We start from the raw sequence: 15,309 nt of genomic DNA on the forward strand, positions 1-15,309 counted from the left end.
GGCCTGGGGCAGAGAGGACTGAATCAGTCTTCGGAATAGATGCGCGGAACGCGACGCAGATTGCAGAAGATTTCGTAGGGAATGGTTTCCGCGCGCTGGGCCACTTCACTGGCGAGCACCTGCTTGCCCCATAGCTCGACACGGCTGCCGAGCCCGGCCTGGGGCACATCGGTGAGGTCCACGCAGAGCATGTCCATGGACACGCGTCCGAGCAGCCTGGATGGCTGGCCGTCGATCTGCACGGGCGTGCCGGTCGGCGCGTGACGCGGATAGCCGTCGGCGTAGCCCATCGCCACAACACCGATACGCGACGGCCGGTCACAGACAAATGTCGCGCCATAGCCCACGGGTTCACCAACGGGCAGTTCACGCACGCTGATGATTTTCGATTCCAGGGTCATCACCGGTTGCAGGCGATCCGCCAGCGGGTGCATCTGATCAAACGGCGTAGCACCGTAGAGCATGATGCCCGGGCGCGACCAGTCGCTCGGAATCTGTGGCCAGCCCAGCACCGCCGGGGAGTTTTTCAGACTGGTTTCTGCTGCCAGCCCCTTGCGAAAGGTCTCGAATACCGCGAGCTGTTCATCACTGCAGCCGCTGTTCAGCTCATCGGCGCGGGAGAAGTGGCTCATCAGCACGATTCTGGCCACTTTGCCGGTTGCCAGCAGACGCTGATAAGCCGCCTGGTACTCGTGAGGATGCAGGCCAACCCGGTGCATGCCAGTGTCGAGCTTGAGCCAGACCGTTATCGGCTTGCCCAGGCGCGCCTGCTCGATGGCCTCCAGTTGCCAGGTCGCGTGTACAACGGTCCACAGGTCATGCTCGACAATCAGCGCCAACTCGTCGGCCTCGAAAAAACCTTCGAGCAGCAGAACGGGCGCACGGATACCTGCCGCGCGCAGCTCTAGTGCTTCTTCAATGCAGGCCACTGCAAAACCGTCGGCCTGTGACTCCAGTGCCCGAGCGACGCGCACCGCGCCGTGACCGTAGGCATCGGCCTTGACGACGGCGAGCGCTTTGCCGCCGCTGTTTTCACGGGCCAATTGGTAGTTGTGACGCAGTGCCTGAAGATCGATAAAGGCGCGGGCTGGACGCATGATGACGTTTACTTGCCTGAAAGGATGGAAGGGGACGATCAACCCGACGCGGGGACGCGCCGGGCAAAAAGGGTCAGGGCAGCGCGGCAACCACCGACAGTTCAACGAGGATTTCCGGCTCGCACAGCTTGGCCTCGACCGTTGCACGTGCAGGCGCGAAACCCTTGGGCAGCCATTTGTCCCAGACGCTGTTCATGCCTGCGAAGTCGGCGTCGATGTCTTTCAGGTAAATGGTGACCGACAGGATACGCGTCTTGTCGGTGCCGGCCAGGTCGAGCAGGCGCTCGATGCTGTTCAGAACCTCTCGGGTCTGCTGCTCGACACCGGCGGTCATGTCATTGCCGACCTGGCCCGACAGATAGACGGTGCCATTGTGGACAACGACCTGACTCATGCGCTCATTGGTGAGCTGGCGCTGGATGGACATGCTGTGCATTCTCCTGAGTGTTGCCGTAACGAGAGATATCAAGGCCTTCAGCACTGATACGGGGTGTCTTGCGGGCAATGAGGTCTGCCAGCAAACGACCGGAACCACACGCCATCGTCCAGCCCAGAGTGCCATGGCCGGTATTGAGGAACAGGTTACGGAACGGTGTTGCACCCACAATCGGTGTGCCGTCGGGCGTGGTCGGACGCAACCCGGTCCAGAAATCGGCCTGGGTCAGGTCGCCGCCCTGAGGATAGAGGTCACCGACGATCATCTCCAGTGTTTCGCGTCGACGCGGATTGAGCGACAGGTCAAAACCGGCGATTTCCGCCATGCCGCCGACGCGGATCCGGTTGTCGAAACGGGTGATCGCGACTTTATAGGTTTCATCGAGAATGGTCGAAGTCGGCGCCATGTCCGGGTTGGTGATCGGCACGGTCAGCGAATAGCCCTTCAGCGGATAGACCGGCGCCTTGATGCCCAACGGCTTGAGCAACTGCGGCGAGTAACTGCCCAGCGCCAGCACGTAACGATCGGCAGTTTCGAGCTTGCCGTCGATCCACACGCCATTGATGCTGTCGCCTGCGTGATCGAGGCGTTCGATGTTCTGCCCGTAGCGGAACTCGACTCCCAGCGCGACGGCCATTTCCGCCAGGCGCGTGGTGAACAGCTGACAGTCACCGGTCTGGTCATTGGGCAGGCGCAACGCACCGCTGAGGATGCCGGTCACACTGGCCAGCGCGGGCTCGACACGGGCGATGCCTTCGCGATCCAGCAGTTCATAGGGCACACCGGACTGCTCGAGCACGGCGATGTCCTTGGCAGCGTTATCCAGCTGGGCCTGGGTACGGAACAACTGTGTGGTGCCCAGGCTGCGCCCTTCGTAGGCAATGCCGGTCTCCAGGCGCAGTTCATCCAGGCAATCGCGGCTGTATTCGGACAGGCGTACCATGCGCTCTTTATTGATGGCATAGCGGCTGGCCGTGCAGTTGCGCAGCATTTGCGCCATCCACAGGTACTGTTCGATATCCGCTGTTGCCTTGATCGCCAATGGCGCATGACGCTGCAGCAGCCATTTCAGCGCTTTGAGCGGAACACCCGGCGCAGCCCATGGCGAGGCATAGCCCGGAGAAACCTGGCCGGCATTGGCAAAACTGGTTTCCATGGCAGCAGCCGGCTGACGGTCAACGACGGTCACCTGGAAACCGGCACGCGCCAGATAATAAGCACTGGTTGTACCGATGACGCCACTACCCAGGACCAGAACGCGCATGTCGATGACCTCATCGCGGATATCCGCTGATAATTCGAAGTTTTAAGCAAGGATGTGCGCAGTATATTGAGCAATGGGCAGTGCTTCTCACTGTATAAAGATCTATATTCAGTTTTTATTCGCGGCGATAAACGCTTTGCTAGAGGGGAAATGACCCGTGCGCACTCAACACCAGTCAAATCGTGAACTGGACAAGATCGATCGCAATATTCTGCGCATCCTGCAGGCCGACGGGCGCATCTCGTTCACCGAGCTTGGCGAGCGGGTCGGCCTGTCTACCACGCCTTGTACCGAACGGGTGCGCAGGCTGGAGCGCGAAGGGATCATCATGGGCTACACCGCCCGACTGAACCCGCAAAGTCTCAAGGCCAGCCTGCTGGTATTCGTCGAGATCAGCCTGGACTACAAGTCTGGCGACACCTTCGAAGAATTCCGCCGTGCCGTGTTGAAGCTCCCCCATGTGCTGGAGTGCCATCTGGTGTCCGGCGACTTCGACTATCTGGTCAAGGCGCGGATTTCCGAAATGGCGTCCTACCGCAAACTGCTGGGCGATATCCTGCTCAAACTGCCGCACGTACGTGAGTCCAAGAGCTACATCGTTATGGAGGAAGTCAAAGAGAGCCTGAATCTGCCGATTCCCGACTGATTGCTCGCTATACCAGGACTTGCCGGGTCGAGGCCATATACTCATGAATCTGCTTTTCGACCCGGGGATGGATCAACTCGACCGGGCGACGTCCATTCGGGCAGGGCAGGCTTGCGGTGGTGCCGAACAGGCGGCAGATCAGCGGACGCTCGTCATACACGGTGCAGCCTTGCGGACCCAGGTGCACGCAATTGAGTTCGTCCAGCGCAGCGTCCTGTTCGGCAGCCGTCTTGCGCGGCAGACGCGACATTTCTTCGGGCGACGTGGTCACCGGCCCACAGCAGTCGTGGCAGCCAGGCACACACTCGAACGAAGGAATCTGGCGACGCAGATCCGCTATTTTCTGACGGTTGCAGCTCATTGACTCGACCACTCCTACACAAGGCCGAGAGTTTGCCTCAGTTGGCAGGCTCATGACAGCGGCTTATCCTCCCGACACGCCATCCGCCACCAACAGGACACGCTCATGAACGCCCGCGTTCAGCACTCGACTCGTCACGATCAGCACGCTGCTTCCTACTACGCCGCCAGCAGCCATGCGCAAGCGGATCATCCTGCGCTGCAAGGTGAGGTGAAGGTGGATGTGTGCGTGGTCGGCGGTGGATTCTCCGGCCTCAACACCGCCATCGAACTGGCCGAGCGCGGGTTCAGCGTTGCGCTCCTCGAAGCGCGCAAGATCGGCTGGGGGGCCAGCGGACGCAACGGCGGTCAGTTGATTCGCGGGGTCGGTCATGGTCTCGAACAGTTCGCCAATGTCATCGGCAGCGAAGGCGTGCGGCAGCTCAAGCTGCTGGGCATCGAGGCCGTCGAGATCGTGCGGCAGCGCATCGAACGGCATGCTATCGATTGCGACCTGAAGTGGGGTTATTGCGATCTGGCCAACAAACCGCGCGACCTGCACAGCCTTGCCGAGGACGCAGAAGAGTTGCGCAGCCTGGGTTATCGCCATGCACTGCAGTTGCTGCAGCCCGAAGAGATGCACAGCGTGGTGGGCTCCTCGCGCTATGTCGGCGGCCTGATCGACATGGGCTCGGGGCATTTGCATCCGTTGAACCTGGCCTTGGGCGAAGCGGCTGTGGCGCAGTCGCTCGGCGTTCAGTTGTTCGAGCATTCAGCGGTCACGAAAATCGACTACGGCCCGCAGGTCAGGGTGCATACGGCTGGCGGCTCGGTGCAGGCGCAGACCCTGGTGCTGGGTTGCAACGCCTACCTCAATGACTTGAATCCGGAAATCAGCGGCAAGGTGCTGCCTGCCGGCAGCTACATCATCGCCACCGAGCCGTTGAGCGAAGCGCAGGCCCATGAAGTGTTGCCGCAGGACATGGCGGTCTGTGATCAGCGGGTGACGGTGGATTACTACAGGCTGTCTGCCGACCGCCGCTTGCTGTTCGGCGGTGCCTGCCATTACTCGGGGCGTGACCCTCAGGACATTGCCGCGTACATGCGACCGAAGATGCTCGATGTGTTCCCGCAACTGGCCGCCGTGAAGATCGATTACCAGTGGGGCGGGATGATCGGCATCGGCGCCAATCGCCTGCCGCAGATAGGCCGGCTCAAGCAACACCCCAACGTGTTTTATGCCCAGGCCTACTCAGGCCACGGTCTGAATGCCACGCATCTGGCGGGGCGGCTGCTGGCCGAAGCCATCGCCGGGCAACACAGCGATGGCTTCGAGTTGTTCGCCAAAGTGCCGCACATGACCTTTCCCGGCGGCAAGCACTTGCGCTCGCCTCTGCTGGCATTGGGCATGCTCTGGCACCGCCTCAAAGAGCTGCGCTAGGCTCAGGGCCTCCAGAACGGCTTCATGGCCTCGACCCGCGCCTGGCGGAAATCCAGGCCGATGTCGCGCAACTGATCGTCGGTCAGTGTCAGCAAGCTGCGGCGCGACGCCCAGCGATGGCGGTACAGCGCCCAGCGCCCCATGCCTGCCAACAGATCGGCCTTGTTCGCGCGGACGGTTCTGAACGTCGCTGGCCGATACTCATTCAATTCATGGCTGTGAAGCACAAGGCGCACATCGCTGAACCCGTTCATGTCCTGTTCCCTCATCCTGGGTGGCTGTGGGTCCATGATGAAGCGAACAGCAAAACCAATACAGATTCAAAAGTCTTTTATATTTTCCATACAGATGATCAAAAAACGCCACTGAATGCTATATTTCCGGCCAATCTGTATTGCTTTACCGCACTTTACTTCCTGAGAGTACGCCATGACGCTCTACGTCAACCTCGCCGAACTGCTCGGCTCGCGCATCGAAAACGGCTTCTACCGCCCCGGCGACCGCCTGCCCTCGGTACGCGCGTTGAGCGTCGAACATGGTGTCAGCCTGAGTACCGTGCAGCAGGCGTATCGGGTGCTGGAAGACAATGGCCTGGCCGCGCCGAAACCTAAATCCGGCTATTTCGTCTCGGTCAGCCGAAAAGCCCCTGCACTGCCAGCGGTCGGCAGGCCTGTGCAGCGGCCCGTGGATATCTCTCAATGGGATCAGGTGCTGGACCTGATTCGCGTGGCCCCTCTTGAAGCCGTCACGCAACTGGGGCGCGGCATGCCGGATGTCACCAGCCCGACCCTGAAACCGCTGATGCGCGCGCTGAGTCAGTTGAGTCGCCATCAGGACATGCCGGGGCTGTATTACGACAACATCTACGGCGTGCGCAGGCTGCGCGAACAGATTGCCCGGCTGATGCTCGACTCGGGCTGCAACCTGACCGCCAATGACCTGATCGTCACCAATGGCTGTCATGAAGCGCTGTCAGCCAGTGTCCGGGCCATCTGCTCGCCGGGGGACATCGTGGCGGTGGACTCGCCGAGCTTCTTCGGCGCCATGCAGACGCTCAAGGGCGTGGGCATGAAAGCCATGGAAATCCCTACCGACCCGTTGACCGGCATAAGCCTCGAAGCGCTGGAACTGGCGCTGGAGCAATGGCCGATCAAGGTCATTCAGCTGACGCCCAACTGCAACAACCCGCTGGGTTATGTCATGCCCGAAGAACGCAAGCGGGCACTGCTGACCCTGGCGCAGCGCTTCGACGTGGCGATCATCGAGGATGATGTGTATGGCGACCTGGCCTACAACTACCCTCGCCCGCGCACCATCAAATCCTTCGACGAAGACGGTCGCGTCCTGCTGTGCAGTTCGTTTTCCAAGACCCTGGCACCGGGGCTGCGGATCGGCTGGGTAGCGCCGGGTCGCTATCTGGAGCAGGTGCTGCACATGAAATACATCGGCACCGGCTCGACCGCCCCGCAGCCGCAGCTGGCCATCGCCGACTTCATCGAAGGCGGCCATTACGAGCCTCACGTGCGGCGCATGCGCAGCCAATACCAGCGCAGTCGCGACCAGATGATCGACTGGGTGATGCGCTATTTCCCTGAAGGCACCCGCGCCAGCCGGCCACAAGGCGGCTTCATGCTGTGGGTGGAACTGGCCGAAGGCTTCGACACCCTGCGCCTGAACCGCGCCTTGCTGGGCAAGGGTGTGCAGATTGCGGTGGGGAGTATCTTTTCGGCATCGGGCAAGTACCGCAACTGCATGCGCATGAACTTCGCGGCCAAACCCAACCGCGAAATCGAGAATGCTGTGCGTATCGTGGGCGAGACAATTGCCCTACTGAATGCGCAAACTGACTGATGCGGGCAAATCTTTCCCGGTTTTGCCGGTCATATCGCCAAGTCGAGCCATGTCCAGACGCGGAAGATCAATTTGAATAACTCATGGGCCTTGCCCTTTTGCTTGCTGGTTGCGTTGTGCGTCAGCGGTTGTGCGCATCAACAGATCACCAGTGAGCCAAGCCAGGCCATGCCGTCTTCAGGCTCCGCGTTCGGCCGCTCGATCCAGGCCATGGCCATGCCGCACGAAGGGCGTTCGGGCTTTCGCCTGCTGCCTGACAGCAGTGACGCTTTCAAGGCTCGCGCCGAACTGATCCGCAACGCCAAAAGCAGCCTTGATCTGCAGTATTACATCGTCCACGACGGCCTGAGCACGCGCGCCCTGATCGACGAACTGCTCAAGGCGGCAGACCGTGGCGTTCGTGTGCGCATCCTGCTGGACGACACCACCAGCGACGGCCTGGATCAGGCCATCGCCACCCTCGCCGCTCACCCGAACATCCAGATTCGCCTGTTCAATCCGCAAAACCTGGGGCGCGAGACCGGCATCACCCGAAGCCTCGGGCGCCTGATGAACCTGTCGCGCCAGCACCGGCGCATGCACAACAAGCTATGGCTGGCCGACAGCAGTGTGGCCATCGTCGGCGGGCGCAACCTGGGCGATGAATACTTCGATGCCGAGCCGAACCTGAACTTCACCGATATCGACATGCTCAGCGTGGGGCCAGTGGCCGAACAGCTCGGCCACAGCTTCGACCAGTACTGGAACAGCACGCTCAGCAAGCCTATCGGTGAGTTCATCTATTTCCTGCCCGACGGCGAGGATCTGGCCGAGGCCCGGCGCAAGCTGGATGACTCTCTGGAGCAGGCGCACCAGCAGCACAAGGCGCTGTATGAGCGACTGATGGCCTACAAGACCCAGCCGCGCATGAAAACCTGGCTCAACGAACTGGTCTGGGCATACAACCAGGCGCTGTGGGACGCACCGACCAAGGTTCTGGCGCAGGGCGAGCCTGATCCGCACCTGCTGCTGACCACGCAACTGGCACCTGAACTGCTGAACACTCACAAGGAACTGATGCTGATCTCGGCCTACTTTGTACCGGGCCAGGAAGGCTTGCTGTACCTGACCGGGCGGGCCGATGCCGGCGTCAATGTCAGCCTGCTGACCAACTCCCTGGAAGCCACCGACGTGCCTGCCGTGCATGGCGGCTATGCGCCGTACCGCAAGGCACTGCTGGAGCATGGCGTGAAACTGTTCGAGCTGCGCCGGCAGCCTGGCGATACCGAGACGATGCGCGGCAGCGGCCCGCATCTGTTCAAGAAAAGCCATTCTCTGGTCAGTTCCGAATCGAGCCTGCACAGCAAGGCGATGATCTTCGATCGACAGAAAGTCTTTGTCGGCTCATTCAACTTCGACCCGCGCTCTGTGCTGTGGAACACCGAAGTGGGCGTACTGGTCGACAGCCCGCAACTGGCCGAGCAACTGCGCGAACTGACCTTGCAGGGCATGGCCCCGTCGCTCACCTACGAAGCGCGGCTGGAGGACGGCAAAGTGGTGTGGGTGACCGAAGACAACGGCCAGATCCACACCCTGCATACCGAACCGGGCGACTGGTGGCGGCGTTTCAACGCGTGGATGAGCCGCGCCATCGGCCTGGAAAGAATGCTTTAAGCGGGCGCAGCCTGCGCATCCCCGAACGCGCCGCGTCGCCGGATCAGTATCAGCAGGCCCAAGGCACCTGCAGCCATCATCAGCGGCAAGGCCTCACCGCTGACCCACTGGCTGCCCGCGCCGGCTATCAACGGGCCGAGCAGGCAGCCGATGCCCCACAGTTGCGCCACATGCGCGTTGGCGCGGACCAGCGAGTCATCGCGATAGCGTTCGCCGATCAGAATCAGCGACAGGGTAAACAGCCCGCCGGCACTGGCACCGAACACGGTCCACAGCGGCCAGATCAGAACAGTGTCGATCAGCAATGGCACCAGCAGACTGGACGCCAGCAGCAAGGCGGCGCAACCGGTGAACATCGCGCGACGTGAAATGCGGTCGGCGAGCATGCCGATCGGCAGTTGCAGCAGTGCGTCACCGACCACCACCACGCTGACCATGATCAGGGCGATTTCCGGGGTGAAGCCGTGGCGTATGCAGTAAAGCGGCAACAGGGTGAGGATCAGCGCTTCGAACGCAGCAAACAGGGCGACCGCCCAGGCGATGGCAGGCATGCCGCGACAGAAGCCGGACAGATCGGCAAACGTCACGTTGCAGGCTTCGGTCGACGGCGCGCCGGTACGCCCCAGCAGCAGAAACGGTGAGCCGACCAGCAGCGCGACACCAATCCAGAAACCATAGTCGGCCTGGGTGCCGATCACGCCCAGCAGCAGCGGACCTGCCAGTTGGCTCAATGCGTAGGTGCTGCCATACAGCGCCACCAGACGCCCGCGCAGGCGCTCGATGACCAGTTGATTGATCCAGCTTTCCCCCAGCACGAAGACGATGGTCAGAATCACCCCGAGCGTCAGGCGCAAGACCAGCCAGATCCAGTAATACGGCAGCAGCGCCAGCGCACCGACCGAAACCGCCCCGGCCCACAGGCACAGACGCATGAGATTGGCCGTGCCAAAGCGCGCCGCCAGACGACTGGCCAGCGCCGCGCCGAGCAGCACGCCCACCGCAGGCATCGCCGCCATGATACCAATGGCAAACGAGCCATAGCCCCAGCCTGCCAGCCGCAATGAAACCAGCGGCATGCTGACGCCCATTGCCAGACCGACGCCCAGTACGGACGCCAGCACAGCAAAATAAGTCCCCCAACGCATTTCCACGCTCCTGCCCGGCGCTGCGCTACGCGCTTATCGCCTTGTACAAATCCTGTGTGGCGCGATGATCAATCTTGAGATGACCATCGTGCCAATGCTCCGAGGGCAGAGCCTCGGAGCGATAGGCAAATGACTACAGCTTGATCCAGGTCGACTTCAGCTCGGTGTATTTGTCGAACGCATGCAGCGACTTGTCACGACCGTTGCCCGACTGTTTGAAGCCACCGAACGGTGCGGTCATGTCGCCGCCGTCGTACTGGTTGACCCATACGCTGCCTGCGCGCAAAGCCTTGGCGGTCAGGTGCGCCTTGGAGATGTTCGCGGTCCATACGGCAGCCGCCAGGCCATACTGCGTGTCGTTGGCGATCTGGATCGCCTCTTCGGCGCTGTCGAACGTCAGCACCGAAAGCACCGGGCCGAAGATTTCTTCCTGAGCGATTCTCATCGCATTGTTCACGCCATCGAAAATGGTCGGCTCGACATAGGTGCCGCCGGTTTCCTGCAGGATGCGCTTGCCGCCCGCAACCAGCTTGGCGCCATCGGTGTGGCCCGCTTCGATATAGGACAACACAGTGTTCATCTGTTGGGTATCGACCAGCGCGCCCACAGTGGTCGCAGGGTCCAGCGGATTGCCGGGCTTCCAGGCGCTAAGGGCCTCGATCACCATCGGCAGGAAGCGATCCTTGATGGAGCGCTCGACCAGCAGACGCGAACCGGCGGTGCAGACTTCGCCCTGGTTGAAGGCAATCGCGCTGGCGGCTGCGCTGGCGGCGGCCTGCAGATCAGGCGCGTCGGCAAAGACGATATTCGGGCTCTTGCCACCGGCTTCCAGCCACACGCGCTTCATGTTCGATTCGCCCGCGTAGATCATCAGTTGCTTGGCGATCTTGGTCGAGCCGGTGAACACCACAGTGTCCACATCCATATGCAGGGCAAGCGCCTTGCCGACGGTGTGGCCATAGCCAGGCAGTACGTTGAGCACGCCCGCAGGAATGCCAGCCTCGATGGCCAGTTGTGCGATACGAATGGCCGTCAGCGGAGATTTTTCCGATGGCTTGAGGACGACCGAGTTGCCAGTGGACAGCGCAGGACCCAGCTTCCAGCAGGCCATCATCAGCGGAAAATTCCACGGCACGATGGCGGCCACGACACCCACCGGCTCGCGCGTTACCAGGCCCAGTTGGTCATGAGGCGTTGCCGCGACTTCGTCATACAGTTTATCGATGGCCTCGCCGCTCCAGCTCAGGGCTCTGGCGGCACCGGGGATGTCGACACCGAACGAGTCGCCAATCGGCTTGCCCATGTCCAGCGTTTCAAGCAGCGCCAGCTCTTCGGCATTATGCTTGAGCAGCTCGGCGAAACGGATCATCGTTTCCTTGCGCTTGGCCGGAGCCAGTCGCGACCAGGCACCGGAGTTGAAGGCGCTGCGCGCACTGTCGACCGCGCGTTGTGCGTCAGCGGTGTCGCAGCTGGCAACCTTGGCAAGCATCCGGCCATCGACCGGGCTGATGCAGTCAAACGTCTCGCCGGAGGAGGCTGCGGTGTATTCACCTTGAATGAAGGCACGGCCTTCGATCTTCAAATTCTGGGCGCGTTGCTCCCAGTCAGCACGAGTCAGGGTGGTCATTTGCATGTCCTCCTCTTGTTGAATGTGGGTGTGTCATGGTTGATTAAAGACACAATCTGAAATTTTTCAGGACGGCCGTTACCCTAAACCAGCGGCCCGACAAAACCAATATATTTGACATAAATAGCCGCTACGGTGCTTTTATGTTGATTTTATTAAACAGCTCCGCACGCGCGCCGAGGCACTAACGCACTGCACGCACGTCAAACCTTCAACGCATTCAGGACAAGGGGCCCATCATGAGCATCGAAAGCATCGTCGACTTCAGTGAAGCCAGCACCGCCGCCGAGCACTATCGCCCTGCACCGGAAAAGGTCTTCAAGGGCGATCCGGCACAAACCCTCTACAACCACTACAACAGCCCCTGCGGACAGATGAGCGCGGGCGTCTGGAATGGCGAGCCCGGGCAGTGGCAGGTGAATTATTCAGAGCATGAGTATTGCGAGATTGTGCAGGGTGTTTCAGTCCTGCGCGACGAGCAGGGCCACGCGAAAACCCTGCGCGCAGGCGACCGCTTCGTGATCCCGGCAGGCTTCAAGGGTACCTGGGAGGTGCTGGAAACATGCCGCAAGATTTATGTGGTGTTTGAGGCGGCGGCAGATAAATAAATACCACCCTGGCAGCGACGCCAGGAGCGCAGGCACAAAAAAACCCGCCAGAGCGGGTTTTTTTGTAGCCGACAGAATCAATTACTTGATTTTGCCTTCTTTGTAGATCACGTGCTTGCGTACAACCGGATCGAATTTTTTGATTTCGATTTTATCCGGGGTAGTACGTTTGTTCTTGTCGGTGGTGTAGAAATGGCCTGTACCAGCGCTCGACACCAAACGGATCAATTCACGCATGATTTTCTCCCTTAAATTTTGCCGTCGCGACGCAGTTCAGCGAGCACAACTTCAATGCCACGCTTGTCGATGATACGCATGCCTTTAGCAGATACGCGCAGACGAACAAAACGCTTCTCGCCTTCAACCCAGAAGCGGTGATGCTGCAGGTTTGGCAGGAAACGACGACGGGTTTTGTTGTTTGCGTGGGAAATGTTATTCCCAGTCACCGGACCCTTACCGGTAACTTGACATACTCTCGACATGCCTCAGCCCTCTAAAACCACATGCCCAACCCGGCATGGGTTGGCCGCTTAATCTCTCAGTCATTTGGCGCCAGGCGCCGCGTTTCTTTAAGGGTCTTACCGGCTACACCTACAGTGAAGGAACCGGGCCCCTAGAAAAGAGCGCTGCTTTATACCAGAAAGCCTTGGGCACAACAACAGGCAAAGCACTTTGACCCGAATGATCACGCCTCGCGCAGCGGTATGCTCAAGCACTGCGGGGGCACAGGCAAATCGACCGCTCGTCGCTCCATGACGATTGTTCTGCGCCAGTACATGGTCTAGGGTTAGTCCCTCACCAGACTGCGCCGGCAGATGGGGCCCTTTCTGAACAGGAAATAACGCCATGCGCCTAGCTGCACTCCCTTTTTTACTAGTTCCACTCCTGCTTCCCGTCGCTGCCCAGGCATCGAACCTTGTGGTCTGCACCGAAGCCAGCCCCGAGGGTTTCGACGTTGTACAGTACAACTCGCTGACCACCACCAACGCATCGGCCGACGTGCTGATGAACCGCCTTGTGGACTTCGATGCCAAGAGCGGCAAGCTGGTGCCGAGCCTGGCAGAAAGCTGGACCGTGTCCAAAGACGGCCTGACTTACGACTTCAAGCTGCACCCCGGAGTGAAATTCCACACCACCGATTATTTCAAGCCGACTCGCGAGCTGAGCGCGGATGACGTGCTGTTCAGCTTCCAGCGCATGCTCGACCCGCAGAACCCGTGGCACAAGATCGCCCAGAGCGGTTTCCCGCATGCGCAGTCCATGCAGTTGCCCGCCTTGATCAAGAGCATCGAAGCGCCTGACGCACACACCGTGCGCTTCACGCTCAACCATGCGGACTCGACCTTCCTGGCCACGCTGAGCATGGGTTTCGCCTCGATCTACTCAGCCGAATATACCGCGCAGTTGTTGAAGGCGGGCACGCCGGAGAAACTCAACAGCCAGCCGATCGGCACCGGGCCGTTCGTGTTCAAGCGCTTCCAGAAAGATGCCGTGGTGCGCTATGAGGCGTTCGACGATTACTTCGCCGGCAAGTCTGATATCGACACACTGGTGTATGCCATCACCCCGGACGCCAATGTGCGCCTGCAGAAAATCCGTCAGGACGAGTGCCAGATAGCGCTCTCGCCCAAGCCCCTGGATATACAGGCAGCCAGCAAGGACGACTCGCTCAAGGTCGAGAAGACTGAAGCGTTCATGACCGCATTTGTCGCGATCAACAGCCAGCATCCACCGTTCGACAAGCCGGAAGTTCGCCAGGCTATCAACCTGGCGTTCGACAAGGACAATTACCTGAAAGCCGTGTTCGAAGGCACCGCTGAAAAGGCCAATGGCCCTTACCCGCCCAACACCTGGAGTTATGCCAAGGACCTGCCCGGCTATCAGCACGATGTTGCCAAGGCCAAGGCGCTGCTGGCCAAGGCCGGTGTAAAAGAGGGCTTGAAGACCACCATCTGGACGCGACCATCCGGGAGCCTGCTGAACCCGAACCCGAGCCTGGGCGCTCAATTGCTGCAGGCTGACTTGAAACAGATCGGCATCAATGCCGAGATCAAGATCATTGAATGGGGCGAGCTGATTCGCCGCGCCAAGGCTGGCGAGCATGACCTGCTGTTCATGGGCTGGGCGGGCGACAATGGCGACCCGGATAACTTCCTGACCCCGCAGTTCTCGTGTGCGGCCGTGCAGTCGGGCACCAACTTCGCCCGCTATTGCGACAAGACACTGGACAAGCTGATCGCAGACGGCAAATCAGTCAGTGATCAGACCGAACGCAGCAAGCTGTATCACCAGGCTCAGCAACAGATTCAACAGCAGGCACTGTGGCTCCCCCTCGCCCACCCGACGGCTGCAGCCCTGGTACGCAAGGACGTCACCGGTTATCAGGTCAGCCCGTTCGGCAGGCAGGATTTCTACAAGGTGCAGGTCAAGTAAGTCGCCAGACTGACCTTGCCTTCCGTGTGTGATGTCGTGCCAATGCCTGCATTGGCACGACCCACCTCAAGACCGGGAAGAGCTCGCTACATCAACCCGCGTTCCACCATCGACAGTGGCTCGCCGTCCCCAACGATCACGTGATCAAGCACATGAACATCCACCAGCATCAGTGCTTCCTTGAGGCGCTTGGTCAGGTCGATGTCGGAACGGCTGGGCGTGGTGATACCGGAAGGATGGTTGTGGCAGAGGATCAGGCAGGCAGCGTTGTGCGCAATGGCCCGCTTTACCACCTGGCGCGGGTGCACGTAGGACGCGTTGATCGTCCCGCGAAACAATATCTCGAAGGTCATGACCCGGTGTTTGGTATCGAGAAACAGACAGCCGAAGACTTCGTGCGGCTCATGCCGCAGCAGGGCCTTGAGATAGCTGCGGACCTGGGTCGGGTTTTCCAGCGCTGATTCACGGCGCAGGGACTCGGCCATGTGCCGACGCGCCATTTCCATGACCGCCTGCAACTGCGCGAACTTGGCGGGCCCAAGCCCCAGTTGCGAGGTGAATGCCGACATATCCGCATCCAGTAACGATCTGAGACCGTCAAATTGATTCAGCAGATGACGCGCAAGGTCTACAGCGCTTTTTCCGGCCACGCCGGTGCGTAAAAAGATAGCCAGCAACTCGGCGTCGGAAAGGCTCGCCGCCCCTAACTCCAACAAGCGTTCCCGGGGGCGTTCAGCCGCGGGCCAACTGCGAATACTCATAGCACCTC

At 60.4% G+C, this 15,309-nt stretch carries 16 protein-coding genes; 6 read left to right on the forward strand and 10 right to left on the reverse strand.

Features of this window, described 5'->3' with window-relative positions; translation table 11 throughout:
• Window positions 1-23: 23 nt before the first annotated feature.
• The 3 genes from alr to dadA form a co-directional block, all read right to left on the reverse strand.
• Entirely contained in the window at window positions 24-1,097 is a 1,074-nt protein-coding gene (gene alr, locus P406_RS10325; protein ID WP_046236123.1) for an alanine racemase, read from the reverse strand.
• A 73-nt stretch (window positions 1,098-1,170) separates the two neighbouring features.
• Window positions 1,171-1,524, reverse strand: a complete 354-nt coding sequence (locus tag P406_RS10330; RefSeq protein ID WP_003392569.1) for a RidA family protein — start codon at window positions 1,522-1,524, stop codon at window positions 1,171-1,173.
• Window positions 1,496-2,797 carry a D-amino acid dehydrogenase gene (gene dadA, locus P406_RS10335; RefSeq protein ID WP_046236124.1) on the reverse strand — a complete coding sequence of 434 codons (1,302 nt, stop codon included), beginning with the start codon at window positions 2,795-2,797 and terminating at the stop codon, window positions 1,496-1,498. The genes P406_RS10330 and dadA overlap by 29 nt, the downstream gene beginning before the upstream one ends.
• A 157-nt stretch (window positions 2,798-2,954) precedes the next feature.
• Between dadA and dadR the strand changes: the two genes are divergently transcribed.
• A complete protein-coding gene (gene dadR / locus P406_RS10340) occupies window positions 2,955-3,443 on the forward strand; it encodes a transcriptional regulator DadR (RefSeq protein ID WP_003314011.1) in 489 nt (162 codons plus the stop codon).
• 7 nt (window positions 3,444-3,450) lie between these two features.
• On the opposite strand, the gene P406_RS10345 is transcribed toward dadR, so the two are convergent.
• Window positions 3,451-3,804 carry a YkgJ family cysteine cluster protein gene (locus P406_RS10345; RefSeq protein ID WP_003314010.1) on the reverse strand — a complete coding sequence of 118 codons (354 nt, stop codon included), beginning with the start codon at window positions 3,802-3,804 and terminating at the stop codon, window positions 3,451-3,453.
• A gap of 105 nt (window positions 3,805-3,909) precedes the next feature.
• Here P406_RS10345 and P406_RS10350 point away from each other — a divergent pair, with 105 nt between their 5' ends.
• On the forward strand, window positions 3,910-5,223 hold the full coding sequence (locus P406_RS10350; protein ID WP_046236125.1) for an NAD(P)/FAD-dependent oxidoreductase: 1,314 nt from the start codon (window positions 3,910-3,912) through the stop codon (window positions 5,221-5,223).
• Window positions 5,224-5,225: 2 nt separating this feature from the next.
• Here the strand turns inward: P406_RS10350 and P406_RS10355 are convergent, their stop codons facing one another.
• Entirely contained in the window at window positions 5,226-5,477 is a 252-nt protein-coding gene (locus tag P406_RS10355) for a DUF1127 domain-containing protein (protein WP_046236126.1), read from the reverse strand.
• 175 nt (window positions 5,478-5,652) lie between these two features.
• On the opposite strand from P406_RS10355, the gene P406_RS10360 reads away from it, so the two are divergent.
• Together P406_RS10360 and P406_RS10365 are read left to right on the forward strand one after the other, a co-directional pair.
• Window positions 5,653-7,074 (forward strand): aminotransferase-like domain-containing protein, encoded by a 1,422-nt coding sequence (locus tag P406_RS10360; protein ID WP_046236127.1) that lies wholly within the window; start codon window positions 5,653-5,655, stop codon window positions 7,072-7,074.
• A gap of 72 nt (window positions 7,075-7,146) precedes the next feature.
• Window positions 7,147-8,727 (forward strand): phospholipase D family protein, encoded by a 1,581-nt coding sequence (locus P406_RS10365; RefSeq protein WP_046236128.1) that lies wholly within the window; start codon window positions 7,147-7,149, stop codon window positions 8,725-8,727.
• Here P406_RS10365 and P406_RS10370 read toward each other — a convergent pair.
• Together P406_RS10370 and P406_RS10375 are read right to left on the reverse strand one after the other, a co-directional pair.
• The gene (locus tag P406_RS10370; RefSeq protein WP_024684568.1) at window positions 8,724-9,872 is read right to left on the reverse strand and encodes an MFS transporter; all 1,149 of its coding nucleotides are present in this window, start codon (window positions 9,870-9,872) and stop codon (window positions 8,724-8,726) included. The two genes, P406_RS10365 and P406_RS10370, sit on opposite strands and share 4 nt — an antisense overlap.
• 133 nt (window positions 9,873-10,005) lie before the next feature.
• A complete protein-coding gene (locus P406_RS10375) occupies window positions 10,006-11,499 on the reverse strand; it encodes an aldehyde dehydrogenase (RefSeq protein WP_004408939.1) in 1,494 nt (497 codons plus the stop codon).
• Between the two features lie 239 nt (window positions 11,500-11,738).
• Between P406_RS10375 and P406_RS10380 the strand changes: the two genes are divergently transcribed.
• Window positions 11,739-12,107, forward strand: a complete 369-nt coding sequence (locus tag P406_RS10380) for a cupin domain-containing protein (RefSeq protein ID WP_003403970.1) — start codon at window positions 11,739-11,741, stop codon at window positions 12,105-12,107.
• Between the two features lie 81 nt (window positions 12,108-12,188).
• Here the strand turns inward: P406_RS10380 and rpmG are convergent, their stop codons facing one another.
• Both rpmG and rpmB read right to left on the reverse strand, forming a co-directional pair.
• The gene (gene rpmG, locus P406_RS10385; protein ID WP_002551515.1) at window positions 12,189-12,344 is read right to left on the reverse strand and encodes a 50S ribosomal protein L33; all 156 of its coding nucleotides are present in this window, start codon (window positions 12,342-12,344) and stop codon (window positions 12,189-12,191) included.
• An 11-nt stretch (window positions 12,345-12,355) separates the two neighbouring features.
• Complete coding sequence (gene rpmB / locus P406_RS10390) at window positions 12,356-12,589, reverse strand: 50S ribosomal protein L28 (protein WP_002551514.1); 234 nt, start codon at window positions 12,587-12,589, stop codon at window positions 12,356-12,358.
• A 364-nt stretch (window positions 12,590-12,953) separates the two neighbouring features.
• Here rpmB and P406_RS10395 point away from each other — a divergent pair, with 364 nt between their 5' ends.
• Entirely contained in the window at window positions 12,954-14,540 is a 1,587-nt protein-coding gene (locus tag P406_RS10395; protein ID WP_046236129.1) for an ABC transporter substrate-binding protein, read from the forward strand.
• An 86-nt stretch (window positions 14,541-14,626) separates the two neighbouring features.
• On the opposite strand, the gene radC is transcribed toward P406_RS10395, so the two are convergent.
• Entirely contained in the window at window positions 14,627-15,301 is a 675-nt protein-coding gene (radC, locus tag P406_RS10400) for a RadC family protein (protein WP_046236130.1), read from the reverse strand.
• Between the last annotated feature and the right edge of the window lie 8 nt (window positions 15,302-15,309).

The organism is Pseudomonas syringae pv. coryli str. NCPPB 4273, from assembly GCF_000972175.1.
GTDB lineage: Bacteria > Pseudomonadota > Gammaproteobacteria > Pseudomonadales > Pseudomonadaceae > Aquipseudomonas > Aquipseudomonas syringae.

What these genes read in the sequence shown, in the direction of transcription:
- P406_RS10380 (WP_003403970.1), top strand. Translation starts at nt 11,739, where the DNA reads ATGAGCATCGAAAGCATCGTCGACTTCAGTGAAGCCAGCACCGCCGCC.
- P406_RS10330 (WP_003392569.1), bottom strand. Translation starts at nt 1,524, where the DNA reads ATGTCCATCCAGCGCCAGCTCACCAATGAGCGCATGAGTCAGGTCGTT.
- alr (WP_046236123.1), bottom strand. Translation starts at nt 1,097, where the DNA reads ATGCGTCCAGCCCGCGCCTTTATCGATCTTCAGGCACTGCGTCACAAC.
- dadA (WP_046236124.1), bottom strand. Translation starts at nt 2,797, where the DNA reads ATGCGCGTTCTGGTCCTGGGTAGTGGCGTCATCGGTACAACCAGTGCT.
- P406_RS10360 (WP_046236127.1), top strand. Translation starts at nt 5,653, where the DNA reads ATGACGCTCTACGTCAACCTCGCCGAACTGCTCGGCTCGCGCATCGAA.
- P406_RS10355 (WP_046236126.1), bottom strand. Translation starts at nt 5,477, where the DNA reads ATGAACGGGTTCAGCGATGTGCGCCTTGTGCTTCACAGCCATGAATTG.
- P406_RS10370 (WP_024684568.1), bottom strand. Translation starts at nt 9,872, where the DNA reads ATGCGTTGGGGGACTTATTTTGCTGTGCTGGCGTCCGTACTGGGCGTC.
- rpmG (WP_002551515.1), bottom strand. Translation starts at nt 12,344, where the DNA reads ATGCGTGAATTGATCCGTTTGGTGTCGAGCGCTGGTACAGGCCATTTC.
- P406_RS10350 (WP_046236125.1), top strand. Translation starts at nt 3,910, where the DNA reads ATGAACGCCCGCGTTCAGCACTCGACTCGTCACGATCAGCACGCTGCT.
- P406_RS10395 (WP_046236129.1), top strand. Translation starts at nt 12,954, where the DNA reads ATGCGCCTAGCTGCACTCCCTTTTTTACTAGTTCCACTCCTGCTTCCC.
- P406_RS10345 (WP_003314010.1), bottom strand. Translation starts at nt 3,804, where the DNA reads ATGAGCTGCAACCGTCAGAAAATAGCGGATCTGCGTCGCCAGATTCCT.
- P406_RS10375 (WP_004408939.1), bottom strand. Translation starts at nt 11,499, where the DNA reads ATGACCACCCTGACTCGTGCTGACTGGGAGCAACGCGCCCAGAATTTG.
- radC (WP_046236130.1), bottom strand. Translation starts at nt 15,301, where the DNA reads ATGAGTATTCGCAGTTGGCCCGCGGCTGAACGCCCCCGGGAACGCTTG.
- rpmB (WP_002551514.1), bottom strand. Translation starts at nt 12,589, where the DNA reads ATGTCGAGAGTATGTCAAGTTACCGGTAAGGGTCCGGTGACTGGGAAT.